Raw genomic sequence first — 21,903 nt, 5'->3', positions numbered from 1 at the left:
CAATCAAAACCTTTCAGTTTTATATCAGAGTTTCAAATTGTGATTTTGAATCGTATGAATCAATGGTCGATTGAAGTTTGATCTTTTGGAAAGAGCGTCCCCAAGCGTATGAGCCACCACTCTGAGCTTTGCCCGGAAATGCCTGCACCCCCTCGGCGAATCTTCGCCTTCGCGGTGAGTGCTCTCCTTCTAGGAATTGCCGCTGCAGTTTGGCTGGAGCTGCCTAGTGGTCCGTTGTGCCACGCAATTCTCACAGCTCGGACGACTCATGTCACTGCGACTAGCGCCGGGAGAATTGCGGAAGTGACTGTTGAAGAAGGTTCAGAAGTCCGCATCGGCGATCCAATCATGCGGATTCATGATGAGTCTCTCGGTCGCTCGATCCTTGCCAAAAAACGTGAAATTGCATCGCTTGAATCAAAGTTGCAACAGTCGTTGGCTTCAGCGGAGTTGGAATTGAATTGGCGATTGAGGACTCTTGAGTCCGAAATTTGTGACATTCAATTACGATCAGCTTCCTTCTTAAAAGAGAAGTATAACTTCGAATTGCAGCGAAGCATGCTCAGCGATGTTCTGGCAGGGCGCGACTTCGCGATGATCGACGATGGCAACTCGCTGTTCGATTCAATGGTCGTCAACAACAAAATCAATTCCTCACAGCGGATGGCTACCGTACTAGAGATGGAACTGGTTTCAAACGCTGCTGAAGTCTCTTCGGCCCAGGTTGAGATTTGCGAACTTCGCCAGAAACAACTCCTTGATCTTAAGGAATCGCTACCGCTGCATATTCGTAAAACTCAAGGAGTCGATGTCGCTGAGGCGGAACTTGCACGAGCTGAGGCGGAACTTGACCAGCTTCTCGCTCAAGAGACGGAGTTGACAATTGTTTCGCCAGCGATTGGTCGAGTTGGCGTTTTCAAGTGCCGTTCGGGCGATCAAGTCGAGCCAGGAACTGCGCTCGTCGAGCTCCTAGATGATTCAAAACGGTATCTCGTGGTTTACGTCCCTTCGAAGAACATTCCCTCCTTTGAGTTGGGAACGAAAGTCGAACTGACGTTCCCGGGGAATGATTTCTATTCGGGCGTCGTCTCCTCAGTCGCCCCACAAGCCAAGCCGTGTCTCATCGCTGAAAATTCGACTGAAGACACAACGGTTCTGGTTCAAGTTGAACAGACAGGCCACGTTTGGCCGAGCGTACCGATCGGTTCTCAGGTGATGGTTCGTGTGAGCGAGAAACAGTAATCGTCTTAATCATTCATTGACTTGGATGACATTCTGAGGCGAAGATTCTTATACTCCAATCAAGTTGTCTGCAATTTCATCTTGATTGAGTTTTGTGATCGTGTTTCACTTTCTTGAAAATTTGGACCGTCGCTGGATATTTCTATTGATGGCGATTTCTGTCGCTGTCCCGATTCTGTTCGAGCTACAGTTTCCGGAAAAACCAAGTGAACTGGCCCAGAATGTTTTCGACGAGATCGAGAATTTGAACGAAGGGGACAAAGTCTTAATGGCTTGGGACTTCGATCCGTCAACAGAAGGTGAACTTGGTCCCATGGCAACAGCCCTGGCGCTTCACTGTTGCGAGAAAAAACTGAAGATGTATTTCATTACTCTTCTGCCTGTCGGCCCGCAGATGATCGACAAGACCGTCACTGATGTTCTTAAAGCCGACTTTCCTGAGCTGACTTACGGAGAAGACTACGTCAATCTCGGCTACAAGTCAGGCTATGAGGGAGTTATCAAAGTTATCGTGACCGACCTGCGCGGACTCTATACCACCGATGCTAGGGGGACAAATATCGATCAAATTCCGATGTGTCGCGACATTGAAAATGTCCAGCAGATGGACTTAATCATCAATGTCAGTGGAGCTTACCCCGGCACAAAAGAGTGGGTGCAGTACGCTGCAACTCCGTATCCAAATCAAATCAAAATGGTCGCCGGCTGCACCGGTGTTCAGGCTCCGCTGCTTTACCCTTACATCCCGGAGCAGCTTAGAGGGTTGCTCGGTGCAATTAAGGGAGCCGCAGAATACGAGTCACTCGTTGTCGATCATTATCTGAAGAAAGACGGGAAAGAGCCGGACAAAAAGTATCTGGAAGGCAAACGCCGCATGGGCCCGCAACTCGTCGCACACTTATTGATGATCGGCTTAATCATCGTCGGCAACATCGTGTTCTTCAAACAGCAACGCAGCTAGAGCATTTTCAATGCTGTCGTGCCCGTGAAGTTAGCATCCACGACTTTCATAGCCTGCTCGCCACGAGGCAGAACCCGTACGTCTATTCGAAAAATGCGGTAGAATGTATTCGCGTTTGTCGAGTCCATGAAGAGTGCTTTTCATCTATTGCATCACTCAAATTGACGAGACCGATCAGGGATATCTTTTTCAAAATCGCTCTGATTTTCGAAGTCTTCCGATTCAGAAAAGTTTGCCGAGTTCTCGAAGTTCAGGACGGTTCGATCGTCAATTGAACAATTGTTAAGAGTCATTTAAGGAGCTGATGGCGTTTTTTGAACTGGGTAGGCAGGCCAGTACCAGGGCAACGTTTGACCTCCGTATTGGTTTGCTTGATTCGGTTGGAAGTCCAGGTTCCAGTTTCCATCGTCCCATTCAAGTTTTGCGGGAGTCCAGAAGCCTCCTTTCTTGGTGGGATGAGATGAATAGTAAGCAGCTTGGTGCGCGGCTGTATGCGGAGGAGAAGCAGCCTGAAGCGTCTGACCCGTTTCAGCTTCAATATTACTGATGAGTTCTTCTTCTTCCTCTTGGATGATAATTCTCGGGGTGACCATCAGGAAAAATTGGGGCGCAACTGTGGGGCCAAGCTCAACGCCTTGTTCGGTGAGCTTGCGGTGGTCAAGTAACTTCGAGGGAGCCCCACTTGTTTTGATGAAGTAAACCCCAGTTTTCCCATCTGGGATGAGATCCGAGGTTTCGAAAATCCAATGAGGGCGAACTTCTTCAACATCGCGGCTGAGTCTGGTCTCGATCGCGATGGCTCGTCGATCTTCAGAGATTCGGCCGTGAAGTTCGAGATGAGCGAAATCTGTTTCTAAGTAAACGGTTGCGTCATTAAAAGCTGTGACTTTATGAAGACTGTTAGTTCGAGCAGCGTCCTCGTTGGCTGTTAACTTTTGAAGCCGTGCTTGCAATTGCTCCTTTGTCAGAATCTCCTTCGAAGCGAAAATGTCCCCGTTTTCTGCTGGAATAGTCAGCATTTTAACTTCATAAGTGACCTGAATATCTTGAATCCTGCGTATCTGCCCCAAGATTTTTTTGATTTGCCGATGCCGCTTTGGTGTTGTTCGAACAATGAGCGATAAATTTTGCGGGAGATAGATGAGTTCCGAATTGACTTCTGTAGTCGATTCGGATTTCAAGGCATTTTGGAGTAACTCGAATAGAGCCGTAGCATTTCTTTTGGACTCTTCCTTTTTTGTTCCTTGTAAGACAGGAGGAATCAAGAGATCTGCGACTTGATAGAGATGAGTAGTGACGAGTGTTTCGTCTTGCTCTTCTGCTGCTTGCCGGTTTTTGCGATTCAGACGAAGTTCATTCCAATTTGAAATGCCGGTTCTATTCTGAACTTTACTCCAGTGGTCAGAAACTAATTTTGTCAACGGATCTTCAGGAAATCGTTTTTGGAGATCTTGGACAACTCCCTCAGCGGCGTCGTAGTTCTGCGATTGATATGCCGAATAATAATTGCGAGCGAGATCGGATTCCTTTAGAGATTGTTTCGATTCCGCCACAAGAGTCGACACACAGCCAGTCATCAAACAAAATGTGAGTAGCACTCGCAACGTCGCACCTCCCTGTTTCTTCGCCTATTGAAAAACTCTCGTGCTTATCCGACCACGGAGACTATAGTATCCTACGACCTCCCCCTCTCATTCACCAATGCCAATATCATCGACATGCCAACCAACCATCAGTTTCCCAAGACAATTGAAATCGTACGTGAGGGGATCGCGAACAAGCTTCACCTCGGTATGCAAGTTTATGTTTCTCAGGCAGGAAATGTGATTGGAGACTTTGCGATCGGGATGAATCGAGAAGATGAAGTGCTCACTCCAGAGACGCTTTGCTCTTGGCTCTCCAGCGGAAAGCCAATCACTGCAGCTGCTGTTTTTCAATTCATTGAAAACGGAAAACTGTCAGTGAATGATCGAGTGTCATCGATCATTCCTGAATTCGCAGCACGTGGAAAAGAAGAAGTGACCGTTGCTCATTTGTTGACGCATACAGGTGGCCTGCGACCGGTCAGTTCTGGCTGGCCTCACAGATCGTGGGATGAAATTGTTGCGAAAACGAGCAATACGCCACTTCGTAAAGATTGGACGCCGGGTGAGAATGCCGCGTACGATCCTGCTCTTTCATGGTTCATCTTGGGAGAGATCCTTCAGCGGCTCGAAGGGAAACCGATTGATCAAATTGTGCGTCAAAACATTCTTGAGCCACTCGATATGGTTGATTGCTGGATGGTGGTCCCGAAACATCTCTATCTGGCATACGGCGACCGAATTGGTGTGCTTCACACAATCGTCGATCAGGAATTTCGCCCCACTCAAGGACATGAAGAAGTTGCCTGCCGATCAGCATCTCCCGGCGGAAGTATGAGAGGGCCAATTTCGCAACTTGGCAACTTCTACGAAATGATGCTTCAGGGGGGAGTCAGTCGATCAGGGCGGCAAATCCTTTCCCCCGAAAGTATTTCTCAAATGACGTCGAGACAACGCGTCGGGATGTTTGATTTGACATTTCAACACAAACTCGATTTCGGCTATGGGGTGATTGTGAACTCAAACCGCTATGGAGCTGAAACCGTTCCATATGGGTTTGGTCGCTACGCTTCCGATGATTCTTTCGGTCATGGCGGAGCTCAATCATCGATCGGATTTGCAGACCCTGAACATCAACTCGTTGTCGCAGCTGTCGCGAATGGTTGCCCCGGCGAAAAACTCCATAACGAGCGATTCCGTGAACTCAATTCTGCCATTTACGAAGACCTCGGTCTTTCCGACTCGAATAGTGAAGGTTGATTTCTGAATTGATGTGGGATCAAGAGATCGCTCTCGGAATCACAACACTCTCTTTGCGAGAGTTCACGATCGCTTGCGCGGTGGTTTTCGGGGTTCTGACTTTTGTCGGAACGAAAAAATCGTTGATCGATTGTGAACTGGAACCTAAAAGTTGGCCGCTGCTGTTCGGGATCTCAGGGGCGATACTTTCCGCGTTGTTTGTGATCTGTGTGATTGCATATCAATGCCAACATACGCCTGTTGTTCGACCAGAAGAACACTGGCGGAACCTTCGTGTGATCTATCATCTCTGCCTGTTATCATTATTGCTCATGATCACAGCGACAGACCTCAGGAACTACTACATTTTAGAGTGGACCTGCTGGTTAGGAATCGTGATTGGAATTGGCGGAGCGGTGGCCTCTGGAGAATTCCAACTTGTGCATGTTTGGATCGATTGGAATCAGGAACAGCCACAACTTCGCGGTCCCTATTTCCCCCCCTGGTTGGCATCTCATCAGCATTTACACGGTTTAGTATGGAGTCTATGCGGAATCTTTGCAGGCGTTTCACTGGCAACACTGACGAAGTTCATCTCCTCGTTTATCCTGCGAATGCCGACGTTAGGAACGGGAGATATTTATTTGATGGCCATGATCGGCGCGTTTCTCGGTTGGCAGCCGACGATCATTGCGTTTGCGATTGCACCATTGTTTGCATTAATTGTCGGCGGTTGCGTTCGAGCTGTCAGCAATCGACCAGCCCTTCCATACGGACCATTTCTGGCATTGGGAGCGACGGCAACTTTGTTTACCTGGAAATGGATTTGGATGCTCGAAGTCCCACTGGCTGAGAACCCTGATCGAGACTCAATTTTCGCGGTCCGCCGTTTCTTCGGCGACTGGCTTTCGATGACAGTGACGATCGGCCTGTCCGTGACCTTGTTCGTTCTCCTGCTGGGCCTGTTGCGATTCTATAAGTCTCTGGATTTGAAGAGATAGCAGGCGTAGGCTTTGCGTCCCACAAGTGACTTTATCAACACGGCGTCTCAGGCTGAGGATAAGGTGAAATTCATTTTTGCCCCGACTCACTATCGATAGTCTTCACGCACAGGATGAAAGGCATCCATGATTCGGCAATCGGTGAGCGCCTTGCCCCAGTGCTTTGCATTGCCCGGGATCACTGCGACAGTATTCGCTGTGAGCAAGCGGGTTTCACCGTCAACGGAAAGTTCGAACTCACCTTCAAATGTATGGGCGACTTGCTCGTGTTGATGTGAATGTTCTGGAAGGATCGCTCCCGCTTCAATTCTCCAGTAGACGAAAGTCATCGTCGCTGAGTGAACCAATCTCCCATGAAAACCGGGGATCAATTCGCGCTCTTCCAATTCGCTGAGTTCTGAGATGTCCATAGTTTGTTACCTGGCATGCCGTGAAAAAATGATTTCGGAGTCTGTCTCTGAAAGAGTTGGGAAGCAGCAGTTGAGGAAATAGACCACTGACATTACATGCCGCGTCCGCTTGTTCGGCCCAGCATACGATCCATCGAGTCAGAGGTTTGGTAGATCAAGGCTTCAGGGTAATGCAGCCAAGGGTGGAAATATTCAAACGTCAAATATCCATCGTATTCCGTTTGGTCAAAAGCTTCGATGACAGCAGGCCAATCGGTCGTGCCATCGAGTAAAGGTCTGAAGGTTTCCAGAGAGTAGTCGGTTCCGTTTTTGGTGAATTCTTTCAAATGCACATTGCGGATGCGTTTTCCAAGATAGTTGACCCAATGCTCGGGGAACTGGAACATCATGATGTTACCCGTGTCGAAATGGACATTCACAAACTCACTGTCGAAGTGATCTACAAAGTCAGCCATCTCCATGGGCGTCATGATGTATCCATTGAAGAAAATGTTTTCAATGTTCATGCTCACGCCGAGCTTTTCCGCAGTCGGGAGAAGTTTTGCAACAGCGGCTTTCGCACGCTCATCACAGACATCGTTCGCAACAGGGGGATAGTCATCTCGCCAGGGGATGTGAACTGAGCCGGGGACAACCAGAAGATTCTCCGTTCCGAGGTCGTGAGCTGCGTGGGTCATTTTGGTTGCCAATTCCATGCCACGTGACCGGCGCTCCACTTCATTGGCAGTGAGCGGGTATGGCCAGAACAGGAACGAGCAAAGCCCGCTGATCTCAATTCCGATCTCTTCTGCCATACGGCGAATCGCCGTCAGTTCTTTAGGCCCTGATTTCGGAGAAAGATCGCTCTCGAGATCGTAGTTCAACTCGATCCCATCGAATCCGGCATCCTTAGCCAGTTGCATACACTCTTTGAGTGACATCCGATCTGGGTACGGAAAGGCCCAAAGGTTGATCGATTTCTTCATCTTGTACGATTTCGGAGACCGCTTCCGATCATCGTTCGATGGCACCTCCGCTGCGTCACTTTGTCCTTCAGCGAGAAACGTTGCTGCGGCTGCCGTCATGGTCGACAACATGGCTTGCCGACGATTCAGGCTCACCGACTTCTGAAACGGATAAGGACCACTCATGATCAACTCCCAGAGAGAAATGATTCAGCGAGAAATGATTCAGCGAGAGCAGTTTGCTCTACGGTGTCCCCGTGAAGAATGCGTTTCTCTAATGAGATTGCTGTTCACCACGAGGCAGAACCAGAACACCAATTCGAAAGATGCTCTAGACTTCAGAGACTCTATCAGAGTTGATTTCCGATCGCACACGTAGGGACGTCAAGTTCGTTTCCAATGCATCCTTTTTGCCTGATGTCTACGGCAAGTTTCACATGTCCCAGATTTCGAGGAGAGTCGCGATCTTGAGTCATTGATTCCCGATGCGGTTCGTTGCTATCTTGAGAATCCACCGCCACTCACAATCGGAACATTGATGTTTGAACCAACAGTCACGCTTCAGCAAATTCATGAATACTGGATGATGCACGCCATTGATCAAGCGCAGCGAGCATTCGAGCAGGACGAAGTTCCGGTCGGAGCAGTTGTCGTTCATGAAAATCGCGTGATTGGCGAAGGCTACAACCAGCGAGAAACGCTCAACGATCCGACTGCCCATGCGGAAATGATTGCGATTACACAGGCAGCGGAGGAGCTGAAGTCTTGGAGGCTTTTGAATTGTACGCTCTACGTTACCCTTGAACCTTGTCCGATGTGCGCCGGGGCGATTGTGCAGTCTCGCATCCCAAGACTCGTTTACGGAACAATGGACCCGAAAGGTGGGGCGTGCAACTCGCTGTACCAGATTACAGATGATGCGAGATTAAACCATCGCGTCAATGTGACAGCTGATGTGCACCAACTGGAGTGTCAGACTTTGCTGAAAGAGTTTTTCGCGATCCAGCGAGCCAAGGGAAAGAAATAACGTCTCTGGGGGTCAGTCAAATCAGCTTGAAGAAACGGATCTGCGAAGAGTGTGAGGCTTGGCGCGACGCAATGTCTTCAATTATCCAATCGCACTGAACATGACGTTCGCCAGTTCATCAGCGGAGCCTTGATCGACGAAGACGAGGTAGGTGAGCGCGCCGTCTGTCGATTTCCATTCGAGAATCTGCATTCCAGAAGACGATTCAGGTTCGGTTTGCTTTGGTGTTTCAGAGAACTGTGCAGTTGGTAAAACAACGAGTGTTCCGGACCACTTCGGACCATCTTGAATTTGATAGGAAAACTGATACGCCGCAGCATCGTGAGCGGCACTTTTCCCAAGATCGATTCCCACCGGTTCGGACAAGGTCCAGCGACGGAGTGGTCGATCGAGATGATTGATTTGAAACTCTTGCTGATCAAAAGCAGCGAGCCGGTTCCAATGGGATGCCTCGATCTTCGAGAAGGTTCTCTGCAGAGTTGACTTCGCGTCCGCGTAATTCAACGTGGAGGTCGGCTCTGGCTGAGTCCAAATCAAGGAGATCGCCACAATCAGAACAGCTGCAACGGTTCCGATGAAACTTCGTTTAAGGATTGTCCACCGCTGCAGTCGATGACTTTGAACTGGCAGTTTGAGGATGTTGGCCTGTTCACTTTGTTCGGCAGGCTCGAACTGCGAAAGTGATGAAAGTAGACGTTCCTGGAGTCCGTCAGGGACGGGAACAGCTTGCAGAAGTGACGAAACTTTGTGGTCAAAGAGTTCCAGTTGTTGTGCGAAAAGCTGACAGTCCGCACAACTCTCCAAGTGAGATGCAACCTCCCCGTTGACAGCCCGTTCCTGAGCAGTCATTGAGTCCAGATATTCACGGGTGGTTTGGCAATCAATCATGGGAGTGTTCCGTCATCCTTGCAGAGACTGCTTCTGAATCTTGGCAGTCTGTTTCGACAAATCCGTTCTGTCGAGCTGTTTTTATTGGTTCAGTTTGTTTGTTGGCTTATGGTGATTCAGGTGAAAGTTTAGATCGAAGAAACTGCTTCCCTCGAGAGAGTCGGCTCATCACCGTCCCGATGGGAACTTGCAGCATTTCAGCGATCTCTTTGTATCCGATTTCCTCAAAATAGTAGAGAAGAACCGGAGTCCGGTAAGTCTCTGGCATTTCTCCCAGAGCCATTCCTAACGCTTCCTCATCAAACTCAAGGTTGAGAACCGTGGGATCGTCAACAGCGACGATCATGTCCTCAAATGTGGAGAGCTCTATTTCAGGATGTCGTTGTGTTTTCAGGAATGCATTTCGGACAATCGTAAACAGCCAGGAGCGACTTTTTGATAAGTCCTTAATCTGATGTAGTTTACGACAAGCCGTTAAGAACGTCTGTTGAGTCAGGTCTTCGGCATCTGCCTGGTTGCCAGACAATCGATACGCAAACCGGTAGACGTCTGAATAGAACGAATTGACCAGTTCTTGGATCGAGATGCCTACAGAATTTGACTGTGATGATCGTTCTGTATTCATTCCCTTGCCAAACTGATCTGATTCGGTGCCCATTTATTCCACGAAAATCCTGATTTCATCGAATGTTAAGAGAATTCGATCAAGATGAAGATTGCTCAACTCCCATTGCTGAGCGGCGGCACGCGCGGCACTCACCATGAAATGACAGTAGTCGGGGGATTCCAAATCTTTGATAGACAACTTTCGATTCAGTTTGTCAAGTTTGGCTTCTCAGCTGGGGAAGGTTGATCAAGTCGGCGTTTCTTCTGGGAGTCGAAGGTCAGAGTCTTGTCTGTGAAATGAATCTGCGACGGAGACTCGGCAGCCCGGAAATCTGAGATTGAAAATAAGAAAACAACGGGAAGAACTTTCCCGATCAAGAGTCGTTTAGAAATGTAATTCGTTTTCCAGCAACGGTTCTTCAGGAAGCGTCGCTGGCGAAGTTATTCGGGTTTCTAAAACTCTTCCTCGTCGTCTTCGTCGAATTCAAACTCGTCGTCTGTTGCGAATTCATCATCGTCGTCGTCTGCTTCAAAACTCTCGTCAGAGAGTTCGTCGCCATCATCGATGTCACCGAGCTCATCGTCGAAGCTTCCTTCGAGGTCGTCATCGTCGGTTGAAGAGGGGACTGCTGAGGTTTCCGAACTCGGTTCGGTCGCCGCCTTCCCTCCTCCGAAGTAAATCAGAATGTACACGGGGAGGAGAATCACCACTGCAGCCATAATTAGTAACATGATGGCTGCGACTTTCAGAACCGTCGGCATCCCCTCCATGTTGTTCATGACCGCCATGAGCATGATATATCCAAGAATCCCAGCCGGGATTGCAGCGACCAGCGATGTTCCTGCCAAGCTCATTTTATTCACGGGAAAATCACCTCAGTTGTGTAGTTTAAACAATGCGTTGAACAGGTTTATTGTCGTCATGTTCTGTATTGGGCAATTTGCCCCTGAAGTTGGTTTCTGTCAAAACCGACTCATTCAATACAACTTTACTACCAGACAACGACCGTACGCAACGAAATGAAGAGAAACGTCACGTTCTCTTTCAGGAATCGAGAGAATTATGGCGATTTCGCAAGCTAATACCGGCTGAACAGTGAGAATTGAACAACAAACATGCCAAAAGCGTGACAACTGATGCAACCGTATGCATCGAGAGCGTTATGCCATCGCAATTGGAGCTAAAACATCTTTCAAATTGGTTTGCAGGTTCTGCCTCGTGGCAAACAGCATTTTTAGAGAAATGCGTTCTTCACGGGCAAACGGTAGAGCAAACTGCTCTAAATTCAGGAAGACTCTTCGGTTTTGTCGATGCCAAGCTGCCCATCGTTGAGGTTCTCTCATTGCTTAAGACTTTGAAGAGAGAGCAAAATTTGCTGCAAATTCGGACGATACCGACGTGAGCAATGATAAGTTCGACAGCACCGCTTCATAGACTGCTCGCAACGAGGCAGGACAATGACCAAATATCAAATCTCATTCGCGATCTGTCACGTAGATACACTCGATCTCATTGACGAAACCGGTTGTTCACGGCCAAACTGTGAAGGAGTTTGTGATATTCGCCACATGGCAGAGGTGTTCTATTATTCGTTCTCGATGGCTTGAATTCAACTTTGGAGGGGCATGTCAGCGTCAGCACTCTTCGCTGAAACAGGCAGTACGAACGTGTTTGGTTACGAATTATCAACATTGTAAGCGTGAGATGCTCAATCAAACCTCGCCCGAGTTGCTGCGGACTCTCGGATCGATTGCACTACCTGATGAAGACGAGGCGAGCCTGGAATGAATCCCCAACCCTATCAAACTCCACCGAACTGGTGGCCGTCTCGACTGAGTCCAAGGTTTGTACGTGCGACGCGCTTTTGGAGGAAAGGAGACCTGGCGAAGTTAGGGATTCACGAAATTGAAGTTCGGCATGGCGAACGGATTTCCGAGTCACTCAGGAGTGGGGCAGGCGTCCTCATCTTGCCGAATCACTCTTTCCATTATGATTCTCATGTGATGATCGAAGCCGGAATTCGTAGCGGTTGGCATACACATTTCATGTCCGCATGGCAGGTCTTTCAGCTCGCTGGAACATTCGGTCGGCATATGCTTCAGCGACACGGAGCCTTCAGCATCAACCGCGAAGGGACCGACACGAAGGCATATCGTCAGGCACTTTCTATCCTTAGTTCTGATCCGCACGCTCTCGTCATTTTCCCCGAGGGAGACCTGTATCATTCGAACGATCGAGTCATGCCCTTCCGCGAAGGTGCCGCTGCCATTGCTTTAAGCGCGATGAAGAAATCAGACCGACCGATTCATGTCTATCCAGCCGTCATGAAATGTTTTTATACGAAGGATCCAACACCGGAATTGATCGAGATGATGAACCAGCTTGAGTACCGTATTCGCTGGCGACCTCGTCCAGATTTACCGTTGATTGAACGTATTTATCGATTTGGAGAAGGATTTTTGGCATCGAAAGAGATCGAATACACCGGCTCCACACATCCGGGGGAACTCCCTGAGCGCCTTAGGAATCTGGCAGATTTTGTTGTGCAAAAAGTACGTGAACAGCTCGACTTAAAGTTCCGAGGGGGTGATATCGTTGATCAAATTCGAACCGTGCGCGGGGTTTTGATTCGTCTGACAGAAAAAGCTCAGGCTGAAATTCAAGAGAATGTTTCCAATCCCGAATTAGAAGCGAGACTCGAATTGTTGAAGCAACAGATGGACGACATGTTCTTCGTCACTCAGCTTTCAAGTTACCGAGGCAACTACACTGTCGAAAATCCGACCATCGAACGGATCGCGGAAACGATTGATAAATTCGAGGAAGATCTCTTTGAGCTTCACTACCCGACACCTCGTGGAGAAAGAAAGGTCGTTGTCCAGTTTGGGGACCGAGTCGACCTTTCCTCACACAAGTATACAGCAGCCGAACTAACTCAACTGGCAGAATCCCGAGTCCAGGCACTAATGGACGAAGTGAACCGCGAACGAGCCGAAGCTGTTCGCTGAATTCTCGTCGTTGAACTACTTTTGTCGCGGCGACAGTGACACTATGAGCCTGATGAGGGCACAATGATGTGTTCGAAAACCTAAAGCATCTTTCGAATTGGTTTGCAGGATCTGCCTCGTGGCGAACTGCGTTTTTACTATAGAAATGCGTTCTTCACGGGCACGCGGTAGAGCAAACTGCTCTAGATTTTGTCTTCATCTTTTTGCTTCTTTCGACGTTTTTTACGGGGATCTTCCTCGGACTCTTTTTCTTTCTCTCTCTCCATGAGTTCTTTTTGCAGCTGTTGCAATTTTTTCTCTGCTTCTTTCTTCTCTTTCAAATAGCTCTTCTCGAGCTCATTGATTGATTTCTTGACATCAGGCTGTGTGTAAGCTGATCCGGCACTCCAGTCACCGTCGATTTCGACTTTACTGATAGAGTAGCTTTGATCCAGATGTCGAATCGCTGAGGCGAATTCGAAGAGTTCGGCATTTACCGATTTTGAAGCTGCATTGAGTCCGACAGAGACACCAATGACGGCAATCGTCCCAATAACCACTGCTTCCGCAGAGAGTATTGCGCCAAATTCGTCTTGGAGAAGTTGTTTGAAAATCCGCATCGCACAATCCTCATGAGTTGAGGTTCCGAGCGACTGCAACGCTCAAAATGCGTGTGTGGCGACACATGATTCTCTGCAGGGCAAAATAAGCTGGAGCTGGGAGGAGAGTCAACCAGAAATATCCGCTTTTTTGAAAAATGTGCTCTCCCAACCTCGGGACTCTCCGATTCTTGATTTTCGACACCCGAGAATTGGCTCGACTTTCTTCGCCAGTTTCATAACAATTGCCCTTGGCACACCAAACCAAACACATCAATACTCGCTAGAGAGCGAATTATGTCTGAGCAGACCATTTCTGAATCTGAAGAACTCTTCGCCCCCGAAGAGATCAAACAATTTGATGCTGACGACGCGGAAGCGGGTGAGAACATCGGAAAGATGCTCTCTGTGTTCTTTCTTTATACTGTGATCGCGATGACTTCGATGACAGTTTTAACTTACTACTGGATCGCAACATCGAACGTGTCGTAAGAATTCGTGCCTCATTAATCATCACATTGCTGAAACGCTTTTGATGAGATTCTCGCCAATCCCTTAGAACCAGTCCGAAAACCTCTGGAATAGCCGCTTCTCTCAACGTTTGAGAGAGCAATTTCAAGTTTCAGGATCAGTTCTAGTTAAAGGGGGCTCGCTCATCTCATTGTCGGCTGTGAATTCCAACTATTGGAGCAACCAAACCGTTAATCTGTCTCTTCTAGAGCATCTTTCGAATTGGTTTGCAGGTTCTGCCTCGTGGCGAACAGCATTTTTTCTAGAGAAATGCGTTCTTCACGGGCAAACGGTAGAGCAAACTGCTCTAACCGGGTGGCCAATCGAGTGGACGCTGACCGAGCAGGTGGAAGTGCAGATGGTCGACTGTTTGACCGCCATCTTTTCCGATATTTGCAACGGTTCGAAATCCCTCTGAGAGTTTCAGGTCTTCAGCCAATTTTCGGATCACAAGTAATAAATGTCCTAGCAGAGCCTGGTCCTCAGCTTCAATCGTAGCCAGCGAGCGAATTTCTTTTTTGGGGATCACCAAAACGTGTACAGGTGCTTGAGGATTCAAATCCTTGAACGCCAAGCAGAGATCGTCTTCGTAAATGATGTCTGCTGGGATTTCTTTGTCGATGATTTTCTTAAAGATCGTCTTTTCCGCCATAACACCTGTCCTGTCCCAAAAATATCAAACTGTCGAGTCAATCCTAACGTACCGAATGTCGCTCGCGCTTTCGATCTTATCGTGAAATTTCTCGGGACCGACAGGGATGAATCGTTTCGTTTTCCATCTGGTGAGTGGTGATGCTTTCTTGACGGGGAATGCGATGTTCGTCGTCTCTCTTTTGGGGCTCGCATCAGGCCGCATGGTCGTCCAGCGGTTGGCGGGTCTGTGTGGCATTTTCGGCCTGCTTTTGATGATCATGACCGCGGTCCCTGGCAACGGTCTCTACTATTTCGCTGGGGCTGGACTGGGGATCAGTTGGATGATTTGGCGATTTCACTTTCGGTCGAACCGACGCTTCGGAACGATTTTCATCGTCGTTGTGATTGCGTTTGTCAGTATCTCGCTTGCTAATGAGCTAAGCTGGCGACGTCAACCACATTTCGAGGAGCCGTCTCCGCGCACACTTGTGATTTTTGCAGATTCCCTGACTGCCGGGATCGGTGAAAACGAAGCGACAACATGGCCGAATCTGCTGAGCAGGGAACATGGCATTCGGGTGGTCGACCATTCCAGGATGGGTGCGACCGTCGGTTCGGAATTGAAACGGCTGAATGAACTCGCCCTCGTCGAGGGAGTCATTCTGATCGAACTTGGTGGGAACGATGTACTCGGATCGACAACTGTTTCAGATTTTGAAAATGAGTTGAACCAATTCCTCAGCCAGGTGACAGCAAGCGGTCAATCGGTGATCATGTTCGAATTGCCTGTCCCGCCGTTGTTCAATCGGTTTGGTTCAGTGCAAAGACGGCTCGCGAAACGCTATTCTGTACAATTGATTCCAAAACGTGAACTCGCAAAAATTCTTGCCAGTCCTGAAAACACCCTCGACACCATTCACCTATCACAACTTGGTCACGAACAGATGGCTCGCTCTGTTTGGGACCAGATTTCAAATGCATTTGAACTCGTTCCGTAAGTCTGTTCAAGTTCTTTGAGCAGATTTGACTACAATAGAAAGACGACAGTTCCCCAAAAACACCTCGAAAACCAGCACCATCAGTGCAATTTCGTTGCTTGTCGTGTCTATGAAAGTCACTTGTATGACTTGATGGACTGCTCGCCACGAGGCACTGCAGGATGAAGTTTTTACTGGTTAAGAGGTCAAAGATGCCTCTTCTGATCAATCCTCAATCCGATTCTGGTTGCGAGAAATTTCTCGCAAGTCGATGGCGATCGTGATACAGATAGAGGGTGGGACTGAATGGAAATAAATTCCTGTGTTTGAACGAGTCGCCAAGAAAGAATTGAATCGTTGATGTTGAGTCAAACTGTTGAATATGCACTCCGTGCTGTCGTTCATTTGGCGTCGGTTTGCCCCGATGCTCAAACGACCGTTGAAATTGCGACCGCAACACAAGTTCCGACTGCGTATCTATCTAAGGTGCTGCAAGGTCTGCGAAACGAAGGCATATTGCGTTCGCAACGTGGTGTCGGGGGTGGAATTTCTCTGGTGGCTTCCCCGAGCGAGCTCACGATTCTTGATGTCGTCAACGCGGTGGAGCCACTTGGGAGAATTACGACTTGCCCGCTCGGTCTTGAAGCCCATGGAGAGTATTTATGCCCGCTCCACAAACGTATGGATGATGCAATTCAAGTGATGGAAGAGGCATTCCAGTCAACAACGGTCGCTGAGGTTCTCTCGGATCCCAACCCGAGTATCCCCTTGGCAAACATCGGCCCTCCACTTTGTCGACCGCAAGCTAAAGTCAAGCAGAAACCCAAGACGAAAACAAAAACAAAAGCGAAGCGAAAACCAAAATCAAAATCAAAGCCGAAGTGAGAGTGCAGGGAAGCGTGGTCTTACCTCAGGTAAAACGCTCCATTGATCGCTGGCGGCGTGACAATCATTTCGTTGGACGCTGCGTGATCCTCGGTGAGTGCTAAACAGGCGACACCCAGCGCGAAGGCGCGATCATCGTGATGTTGCCCGTCTTGAATATGATCAATACGGACACGTCCGCTACTCGAGTGCCTCAGTAACAGCGACGAAAGTTCGGTTTCAAGATCATCACGATGAATCCCGGGGACAGTACCGCATCCGGGGTACCATTGAAGCTTTCGATGCAAGAGAAGTTGCCGCAGTTGCACCGCCAGCTTTTGGTTTCCTTGGCCGGACTGAAATGCAAATCGCTCGATCGGATAACGATTTTCCAGTTGCTGAATCGTACTCACTAACTGATATTCATCGACGACAAAACGGACGCGATGAAACCGGCTGGCGATGTCTTCGATCCAGTCTTCCACCCAGCTGATTTGTGTAGGCTGCGAGTTGGTCGGCTTCACAACATCCATGCGGTCAACAATCACTGTCTCACCTTCACGGTGACAAACGCAACCAACGGTGAAGTCTCGTTTCTCCGCGTAGTCGATTGTTGCGACGTAGTACTGACTTGGTTGTCCGTCGATTTGATAACTCAGTTCTTCATTTCGACATGCTTCTGCTTCAGCTAGCGTGACAAAATTTCCATCGGAGTGTTGCCAGCGGTTCATCCAGAGACGTTCGAAGACCGGTTCGGGGAGCAATGCTTTTTGCTCAGCGAGCCAGTCATCCGTAATCCAGGGAGCGTGCGGACCATCGAGCGATGAAAAGTACCACGATGAATCCTGCCGGGCATGCTCCCGGATCTCCCATTGCCAGCCACGTCCAACTCCTGCGTTCGTGAGAATTGTGAGGACGCAGTTTGGCTTCTTGGCAGCCGATGAGAGTAAGGAGTACCACATGTCTGGTTTTTCCCAGTGGCTGAGTTCGTCACAGACCACAAAGTCTGGCAACGCTCCGTAAGAACTTTTGACGTCGGAGGAAATGACTTCTAACCGGCTGCCTGAAAGTGGATTTCGCACTTCGTGCTGGACAAACTTCAGGGCTTGCATGAGCTCTGGATTGGCTTTTGCCAAACGAAGTAATGAGTCGTGAATGAAGTTCGCCTGGTCCCGATCTGCGGCGGCAGCGAGGCCGATCACAGGGCGTTTAGATGCCAGAAGTATCCAGGCAATTTGTAACGCCATATCGGAAGTCTTGGAATGTCCACGGGGGCGCTCGACGTAAGCTCGTCGGATGGTTTTCTTTCCGCGTCGTCGATGTCCAGCCAGTTCTTCCCAGGCCTTGTCGAGAGCCGCCAGGTCGTTCTCTTGCCAGGGGAGTCTTTCATCTTGAAATGACACCCCTTGTTCAACGGGAAGGAGGACTTGATTTCGAAATTCACACGGCGGGATCTTTCGAGACTTCAAGCGAGCGGTCTGAATTAAGTTCAGCAAGGAAAGCTGTTGCTTCTTGCTTGAGGTACTCGGTAAGTTCTTCATCTGTCATCTCGGGTTCGGGGTCTTTTCCTGAACCTTCGATGGTTGCGCTACACCCAGGTGGGGGGTAAGCTTTCAAATAGTTTTGTTGAGCAGTAACGCTCCCTTCCATCGCAGAGCGGTACAAAGCTGCTGCAACGTTTTGGCTAAGAAGCTCCTGAACACGATTCATCATCGACTGGAAACCGGAGTCGTGTTCCATGGTCCAGATGACATCAGCTAACAAGATTCCAAGTTGGGAACACGCCGCTGCCGGTGAAGCTCCGCGGGAAAGCAAAGTCATGTAGGAGTATTGAATATCCTCTGAAAGAAGCGTCGGGCTGTCCGATTTCTTTAGAAAGGTAGCTGCTGCAAGCGGTGCTGCTGCGGGAGGCTCTCGCGAATCTTGATGGACTGGCTTCTTAGCTGCCTTTTTTTGCGTTGTTCGCTTGGCTGCCCGTTTTGTTGCAGTTTTTGCGGTTGTCGAAGATGTAGTAGACGGGGTTGGAGTAACGGCTTTTGTTGAACGTTTCTTGAGTGATGAGGCCTTTTTCTTCGGCATAGTTCTGTCGATTTCCGTAAAGTTTGGAGTGTGCGTTTCGAGATCGTTGCTGAGCTTGCGAGACTCCCACACGTTGAAATCCGGCACGCTCAAAAAATGGATTGATATGCCCCATTTGGGCAAGTGTTTCAATCCATGGGTAGCCGCTGAGTTCGCAAACGCGTCTCACAAACTGGCTCGCGATGCCAGCACCTCGAAACGTGGGGTGAATTACCACGCGGGAAAGAAGGAGGAGTTGAGTATTGAGCGTCCGCATTGAAGTCCTCTCCCATCTCCCCGAGCGACCAAAGAAGCGATTGCGCATCGCGAGAGTTTTGGGAGGTGAGTTCAAAATACAGATTCCAATGGGAATTTCCTCGTACCACAGCAGCATGATTTTTCGAATCAATCCGAGTTCGTGACTGCGGTAATGCCACCGTGCGAAATACGACCAGTCGGCTTTGGTACCTGATGAAATCCAGAAGCTATCAGCGATTGAGAGTCTTTTTTTTTACTCCCTTTGCTCTCGTGAACATGCACATTAATGGTTCCATTGAGCTGACAATGGACATGCAGGTCAGGTGAGAGATCGTCGATGATGTCGTTGTGAGTTGTTGCCAGGAGAAATCCGGAACCAGAACGGTCAGCGGTTTTTCGCAAGTTAAAAGAGACGACTTTGGCAAGTGTTCGGTCAAGCGTTGCTGTGTATTCATCAGCGATGATCCAGTCCGCCCGACTCGATAAAGCCTTGGCAAGTCGAAATCGATATCGTTGTCCATCTGAGAGTTCAAGTGGAGTTCGTAACAGCAGATGTGCTTCTCCCAAACCGCAGGCTGAGAGAAGTTGTAAGGCCTCTTCAAATGGCAGATCGAGCCCATCGACGAGGATTTCGGTACCAAGATCGAGTTCATCGAGGGAGACGATTGTTTGATGATTTCTCTCAAGTTCGGTACGCAGCGATTTCATCAGCGACGATTTTCCAGAGCCGCTCTCACCAGTGAAAATGACGATTTGCCCCGACTGAACAGGCAAGTCGAGTCCGTCAGCGATGACATGCAGACCCTGTTCAAAGTTAATCCCGAAGTTGTCCATCACCATTGATGAGCGTGTCGAATTCTTCTTGGGAAGGAATTGATGTTGTGCTGAGATTTTCATGCTCTACCTGGTGCATCGGTATTGTTGGTATGGCAAGTCTTGGTTTGCTCTTGAGTCCGAGGTTGCTTCCATGACTTCAAAGGCTGCATTCACTGCTCGCCACAAGGCAGGTCTTCAAAGCTGAAGTTTAATTTGCTTTACAGCAGTTTTGAAAAATGTGCGAGAACTGTCTCGTGGCGATGGGTGGTTCACCAAATGAAAAGGACTCTTTACGGACACTGAAATACGAGTCTATTTAGGTTCCGACGTGCAGCCGAACTTGGGGATGCTGGCTCAGAATTTCATCGAACTCCTTGCGGATTTGCTCCCACAATTCGTTCGGAATTTCAAATGTCACGCGAGTCAATGATTCGTTGAACTCTTCAACCCTCTCGGCCTCTTCGGTCAGGCATGGAGTGAGGACGAGATCTTTTAATTGTTGTTCGTCGAATCCTGTTAGTGTCGCGTCGAAATCAGGAAGTGATTGAAGTTCGCTGACGAGATCGACGAGTTTTCCGGCATCCCAGTCGCTTCCGACCGACTGGTTATTGAGTGTGACGTTGAGAGCTTTTTCTTTTTCAATGGAAAGGTCGACGACAGCACACTCGACAGTTTCGTGACCGCGATGTTTGAGTACTGCCAGGCGTTGGTGTCCTGAGACAATGTGTCCGGTTTGTCGATTCCAGACGATCGGTTGAACCAGATCGAATTCATCGAGTGACCGTTCCAGTTTTTCCCAAGCTGCATCACCCGGTTTAAGTCTGAGACGAGGGTTGTAAGGGGCCGGCTTGAGGTCATTGACCGATAGAGATTCAATGTTCATGGGGAGTACCATTTGATGAGAAGAGGCGAGCTTCATAGAGATTCGGAGTCGAGATCGAGGAACTCTGGTGAAGACGCAAATCTTTCTCGCAGGTCCTTCTTTATCTTCGTCAAGCAACGAGTGACATGACCTTTCGGGTGTCCAAAGACATTTCCAATTCGATCAAGCGGCCAGCCAGCATTTTCCCGCAAGGCGAGCATGGCGAGATACTTCCATTTACGTTCATCTTCACCAGCGAAATTTTCGTGAATCAGTTTCCAAAATTCATCAGCACCAGTTCGTGGAAGGAGAATTTTCGTTCCATTACGTCGCGTTACAGACATCCTGTCTCCGTAGTTCAAGTCGAAAGATTTCAGACGATGAATCAGGATCGCTGAGTTTTGCAAGAATCTCACAGCGATCTGTTACCTCACCGCGAGAAAGTTGCGCAGCTCCAGTGTCGAGCCACAATTTGTCCCGCAGAAGCAGACAGCTACTGTTACGGAGCGAAAGCCGAATTCTTTCAGAGAAAATTGAGAAGCAGCGGTGAGCAGGTAGCGATCTCTGTCGATGCCATTTCGGTTTGAAAGAAATTTAAAAGAAGGCGCGGAGTAGTGGGGTGAACTGAGAAAGCATCCCAATTCACCTCACTGTCTGCCTCTTTTGTATGTTAGCTCATGGGCGAAATTCATGTCTGTTCAGAGTTGCTCAACGGACATGACTCTTGTCGAGCAGGGACTATTTCTTTGTTCCCTGACGAGAGAGTTTCCGCTTGAAGGCTTCGTCCTCTGCTCGATACTCCGGGATGACTGGGCGATTCGCGCCTCCAAATCCCTCAGCTGCCTGACGCTCATGGTCACCGCCATCACGACGCTCGCCGGTCGATTGGTAATCGAGTCCTTTGAGAAGAGAATCGAATTGTCGTCGTGCTGCTTCGGTTTCAGCTTCTTTGTTGATTCCAGGATCTGACAGACGTTCTTCAAGGCGTTGCATGAACGAGGAGAGATCCTTCTCGGTGTAGCCAAGCTGTTCCATTAATTCTTGTGGAGTTTCACCGCGTTCAATTTGGTCCTGAAGTTTCTTGAGGGCGAGGTCGACCGCCTTCTTCTTGTTGGCGAGATTTGCTTCTTCAGGAGTGAGTTGTGGCGATTCTCCTGTGGCAGGTTCGCTGTCTGCTGAAGGCGTTTCTGTTCCGCTTCCACCTGCTCCGCCGCCTCCAGTTCGTGCAGTGGAGTTTTTGCCAGAATCCATCTGCCCCGGTTTCCCAGCCTCACCACTTTTAGAAGCTTCACCTTGTTGACCACCCGCTCCTTCGCCGGATTTTTGTTCACCAGACATCGGTTCGCCCGACTTCTGCTCACCCGACTTCTGCTCACCCGACTTCTGCTCACCCGACTTCTGCTCACCCGACTTCTGCTCACCCGACTTCTGCTCACC

At 49.0% G+C, this 21,903-nt stretch carries 24 protein-coding genes and 1 pseudogene; 9 read left to right on the top strand and 16 right to left on the bottom strand.

Annotation, left to right across the window (positions count from 1 at the left end; all coding sequences use genetic code 11):
• Positions 1 to 108: 108 nt before the first annotated feature.
• Both ACN0YR_RS09240 and ACN0YR_RS09235 read left to right on the top strand, forming a co-directional pair.
• Positions 109 to 1,242 carry an HlyD family secretion protein gene (locus tag ACN0YR_RS09240; protein ID WP_417848921.1) on the top strand — a complete coding sequence of 378 codons (1,134 nt, stop codon included), beginning with the start codon at positions 109 to 111 and terminating at the stop codon, positions 1,240 to 1,242.
• 100 nt (positions 1,243 to 1,342) lie between these two features.
• Complete coding sequence (locus ACN0YR_RS09235; RefSeq protein WP_417848920.1) at positions 1,343 to 2,203, top strand: hypothetical protein; 861 nt, start codon at positions 1,343 to 1,345, stop codon at positions 2,201 to 2,203.
• Between the two features lie 293 nt (positions 2,204 to 2,496).
• Here ACN0YR_RS09235 and ACN0YR_RS09230 read toward each other — a convergent pair whose 3' ends face one another.
• The gene (locus ACN0YR_RS09230; RefSeq protein WP_417848919.1) at positions 2,497 to 3,768 is read right to left on the bottom strand and encodes a hypothetical protein; all 1,272 of its coding nucleotides are present in this window, start codon (positions 3,766 to 3,768) and stop codon (positions 2,497 to 2,499) included.
• 153 nt (positions 3,769 to 3,921) lie between these two features.
• Between ACN0YR_RS09230 and ACN0YR_RS09225 the strand changes: the two genes are divergently transcribed.
• The gene (locus tag ACN0YR_RS09225) at positions 3,922 to 5,046 is read left to right on the top strand and encodes a serine hydrolase domain-containing protein (protein WP_417848918.1); all 1,125 of its coding nucleotides are present in this window, start codon (positions 3,922 to 3,924) and stop codon (positions 5,044 to 5,046) included.
• A gap of 11 nt (positions 5,047 to 5,057) precedes the next feature.
• Complete coding sequence (locus tag ACN0YR_RS09220) at positions 5,058 to 6,026, top strand: prepilin peptidase (RefSeq protein WP_417849143.1); 969 nt, start codon at positions 5,058 to 5,060, stop codon at positions 6,024 to 6,026.
• A gap of 89 nt (positions 6,027 to 6,115) precedes the next feature.
• Here the strand turns inward: ACN0YR_RS09220 and ACN0YR_RS09215 are convergent, their stop codons facing one another.
• Positions 6,116 to 6,436 (bottom strand): cupin domain-containing protein, encoded by a 321-nt coding sequence (locus ACN0YR_RS09215; RefSeq protein WP_417848917.1) that lies wholly within the window; start codon positions 6,434 to 6,436, stop codon positions 6,116 to 6,118.
• Between the two features lie 92 nt (positions 6,437 to 6,528).
• Positions 6,529 to 7,566, bottom strand: a complete 1,038-nt coding sequence (locus ACN0YR_RS09210; RefSeq protein ID WP_417848916.1) for a sugar phosphate isomerase/epimerase family protein — start codon at positions 7,564 to 7,566, stop codon at positions 6,529 to 6,531.
• A gap of 352 nt (positions 7,567 to 7,918) precedes the next feature.
• Here ACN0YR_RS09210 and tadA point away from each other — a divergent pair, with 352 nt between their 5' ends.
• The gene (tadA, locus tag ACN0YR_RS09205) at positions 7,919 to 8,407 is read left to right on the top strand and encodes a tRNA adenosine(34) deaminase TadA (RefSeq protein WP_417848915.1); all 489 of its coding nucleotides are present in this window, start codon (positions 7,919 to 7,921) and stop codon (positions 8,405 to 8,407) included.
• Between the two features lie 81 nt (positions 8,408 to 8,488).
• On the opposite strand, the gene ACN0YR_RS09200 is transcribed toward tadA, so the two are convergent.
• The 4 genes from ACN0YR_RS09200 to ACN0YR_RS09185 form a co-directional block, all read right to left on the bottom strand.
• Positions 8,489 to 9,295 carry an anti-sigma factor family protein gene (locus tag ACN0YR_RS09200; protein ID WP_417848914.1) on the bottom strand — a complete coding sequence of 269 codons (807 nt, stop codon included), beginning with the start codon at positions 9,293 to 9,295 and terminating at the stop codon, positions 8,489 to 8,491.
• Between the two features lie 106 nt (positions 9,296 to 9,401).
• Positions 9,402 to 9,953: an RNA polymerase sigma factor gene (locus tag ACN0YR_RS09195; RefSeq protein WP_417848913.1), complete on the bottom strand. Its 552-nt coding sequence runs from the start codon at positions 9,951 to 9,953 to the stop codon at positions 9,402 to 9,404.
• 401 nt (positions 9,954 to 10,354) lie between these two features.
• Positions 10,355 to 10,765: a hypothetical protein gene (locus ACN0YR_RS09190; RefSeq protein WP_417848912.1), complete on the bottom strand. Its 411-nt coding sequence runs from the start codon at positions 10,763 to 10,765 to the stop codon at positions 10,355 to 10,357.
• Between the two features lie 297 nt (positions 10,766 to 11,062).
• Entirely contained in the window at positions 11,063 to 11,245 is a 183-nt protein-coding gene (locus ACN0YR_RS09185; RefSeq protein WP_417848911.1) for a hypothetical protein, read from the bottom strand.
• Between the two features lie 441 nt (positions 11,246 to 11,686).
• On the opposite strand from ACN0YR_RS09185, the gene ACN0YR_RS09180 reads away from it, so the two are divergent.
• On the top strand, positions 11,687 to 12,910 hold the full coding sequence (locus ACN0YR_RS09180; RefSeq protein ID WP_417848910.1) for a 1-acyl-sn-glycerol-3-phosphate acyltransferase: 1,224 nt from the start codon (positions 11,687 to 11,689) through the stop codon (positions 12,908 to 12,910).
• Between the two features lie 182 nt (positions 12,911 to 13,092).
• Here the strand turns inward: ACN0YR_RS09180 and ACN0YR_RS09175 are convergent, their stop codons facing one another.
• Complete coding sequence (locus ACN0YR_RS09175; RefSeq protein WP_417848909.1) at positions 13,093 to 13,509, bottom strand: hypothetical protein; 417 nt, start codon at positions 13,507 to 13,509, stop codon at positions 13,093 to 13,095.
• 276 nt (positions 13,510 to 13,785) lie between these two features.
• On the opposite strand from ACN0YR_RS09175, the gene ACN0YR_RS09170 reads away from it, so the two are divergent.
• Complete coding sequence (locus ACN0YR_RS09170; protein ID WP_417848908.1) at positions 13,786 to 13,980, top strand: hypothetical protein; 195 nt, start codon at positions 13,786 to 13,788, stop codon at positions 13,978 to 13,980.
• A 325-nt stretch (positions 13,981 to 14,305) separates the two neighbouring features.
• Here ACN0YR_RS09170 and ACN0YR_RS09165 read toward each other — a convergent pair whose 3' ends face one another.
• Positions 14,306 to 14,650 carry a histidine triad nucleotide-binding protein gene (locus ACN0YR_RS09165; RefSeq protein ID WP_417848907.1) on the bottom strand — a complete coding sequence of 115 codons (345 nt, stop codon included), beginning with the start codon at positions 14,648 to 14,650 and terminating at the stop codon, positions 14,306 to 14,308.
• 106 nt (positions 14,651 to 14,756) lie between these two features.
• On the opposite strand from ACN0YR_RS09165, the gene ACN0YR_RS09160 reads away from it, so the two are divergent.
• Both ACN0YR_RS09160 and ACN0YR_RS09155 read left to right on the top strand, forming a co-directional pair.
• Entirely contained in the window at positions 14,757 to 15,629 is an 873-nt protein-coding gene (locus ACN0YR_RS09160; protein ID WP_417848906.1) for an SGNH/GDSL hydrolase family protein, read from the top strand.
• A gap of 339 nt (positions 15,630 to 15,968) precedes the next feature.
• The gene (locus ACN0YR_RS09155; RefSeq protein WP_417848905.1) at positions 15,969 to 16,493 is read left to right on the top strand and encodes an RrF2 family transcriptional regulator; all 525 of its coding nucleotides are present in this window, start codon (positions 15,969 to 15,971) and stop codon (positions 16,491 to 16,493) included.
• A gap of 20 nt (positions 16,494 to 16,513) precedes the next feature.
• Here ACN0YR_RS09155 and ACN0YR_RS09150 read toward each other — a convergent pair whose 3' ends face one another.
• The 7 genes and pseudogenes from ACN0YR_RS09150 to ACN0YR_RS09120 all read right to left on the bottom strand — a co-directional run.
• Positions 16,514 to 17,875 (bottom strand): terminase large subunit domain-containing protein, encoded by a 1,362-nt coding sequence (locus ACN0YR_RS09150; protein WP_417848904.1) that lies wholly within the window; start codon positions 17,873 to 17,875, stop codon positions 16,514 to 16,516.
• 37 nt (positions 17,876 to 17,912) lie between these two features.
• A complete protein-coding gene (locus ACN0YR_RS09145) occupies positions 17,913 to 18,293 on the bottom strand; it encodes a hypothetical protein (RefSeq protein WP_417848903.1) in 381 nt (126 codons plus the stop codon).
• A gap of 118 nt (positions 18,294 to 18,411) precedes the next feature.
• Positions 18,412 to 18,807: a hypothetical protein gene (locus tag ACN0YR_RS09140; RefSeq protein ID WP_417848902.1), complete on the bottom strand. Its 396-nt coding sequence runs from the start codon at positions 18,805 to 18,807 to the stop codon at positions 18,412 to 18,414.
• Between the two features lie 128 nt (positions 18,808 to 18,935).
• Complete coding sequence (locus tag ACN0YR_RS09135) at positions 18,936 to 19,685, bottom strand: ATP-binding cassette domain-containing protein (protein WP_417848901.1); 750 nt, start codon at positions 19,683 to 19,685, stop codon at positions 18,936 to 18,938.
• Positions 19,686 to 19,920: 235 nt separating this feature from the next.
• Positions 19,921 to 20,487 carry a ParB N-terminal domain-containing protein gene (locus tag ACN0YR_RS09130; protein ID WP_417848900.1) on the bottom strand — a complete coding sequence of 189 codons (567 nt, stop codon included), beginning with the start codon at positions 20,485 to 20,487 and terminating at the stop codon, positions 19,921 to 19,923.
• A 32-nt stretch (positions 20,488 to 20,519) separates the two neighbouring features.
• On the bottom strand, positions 20,520 to 20,810 hold the full coding sequence (locus tag ACN0YR_RS09125; RefSeq protein ID WP_417848899.1) for a hypothetical protein: 291 nt from the start codon (positions 20,808 to 20,810) through the stop codon (positions 20,520 to 20,522).
• A 394-nt stretch (positions 20,811 to 21,204) separates the two neighbouring features.
• Positions 21,205 to 21,903 (bottom strand): annotated as a pseudogene (locus ACN0YR_RS09120) (hypothetical protein); the annotation flags it as partial.

The organism is Thalassoglobus sp. (assembly GCF_048270125.1).
Lineage (GTDB): Bacteria > Planctomycetota > Planctomycetia > Planctomycetales > Planctomycetaceae > Thalassoglobus.
The sequence above is the reverse complement of the archived record's forward strand: the minus strand, read 5'-3'. Positions and strand labels throughout refer to the sequence as shown.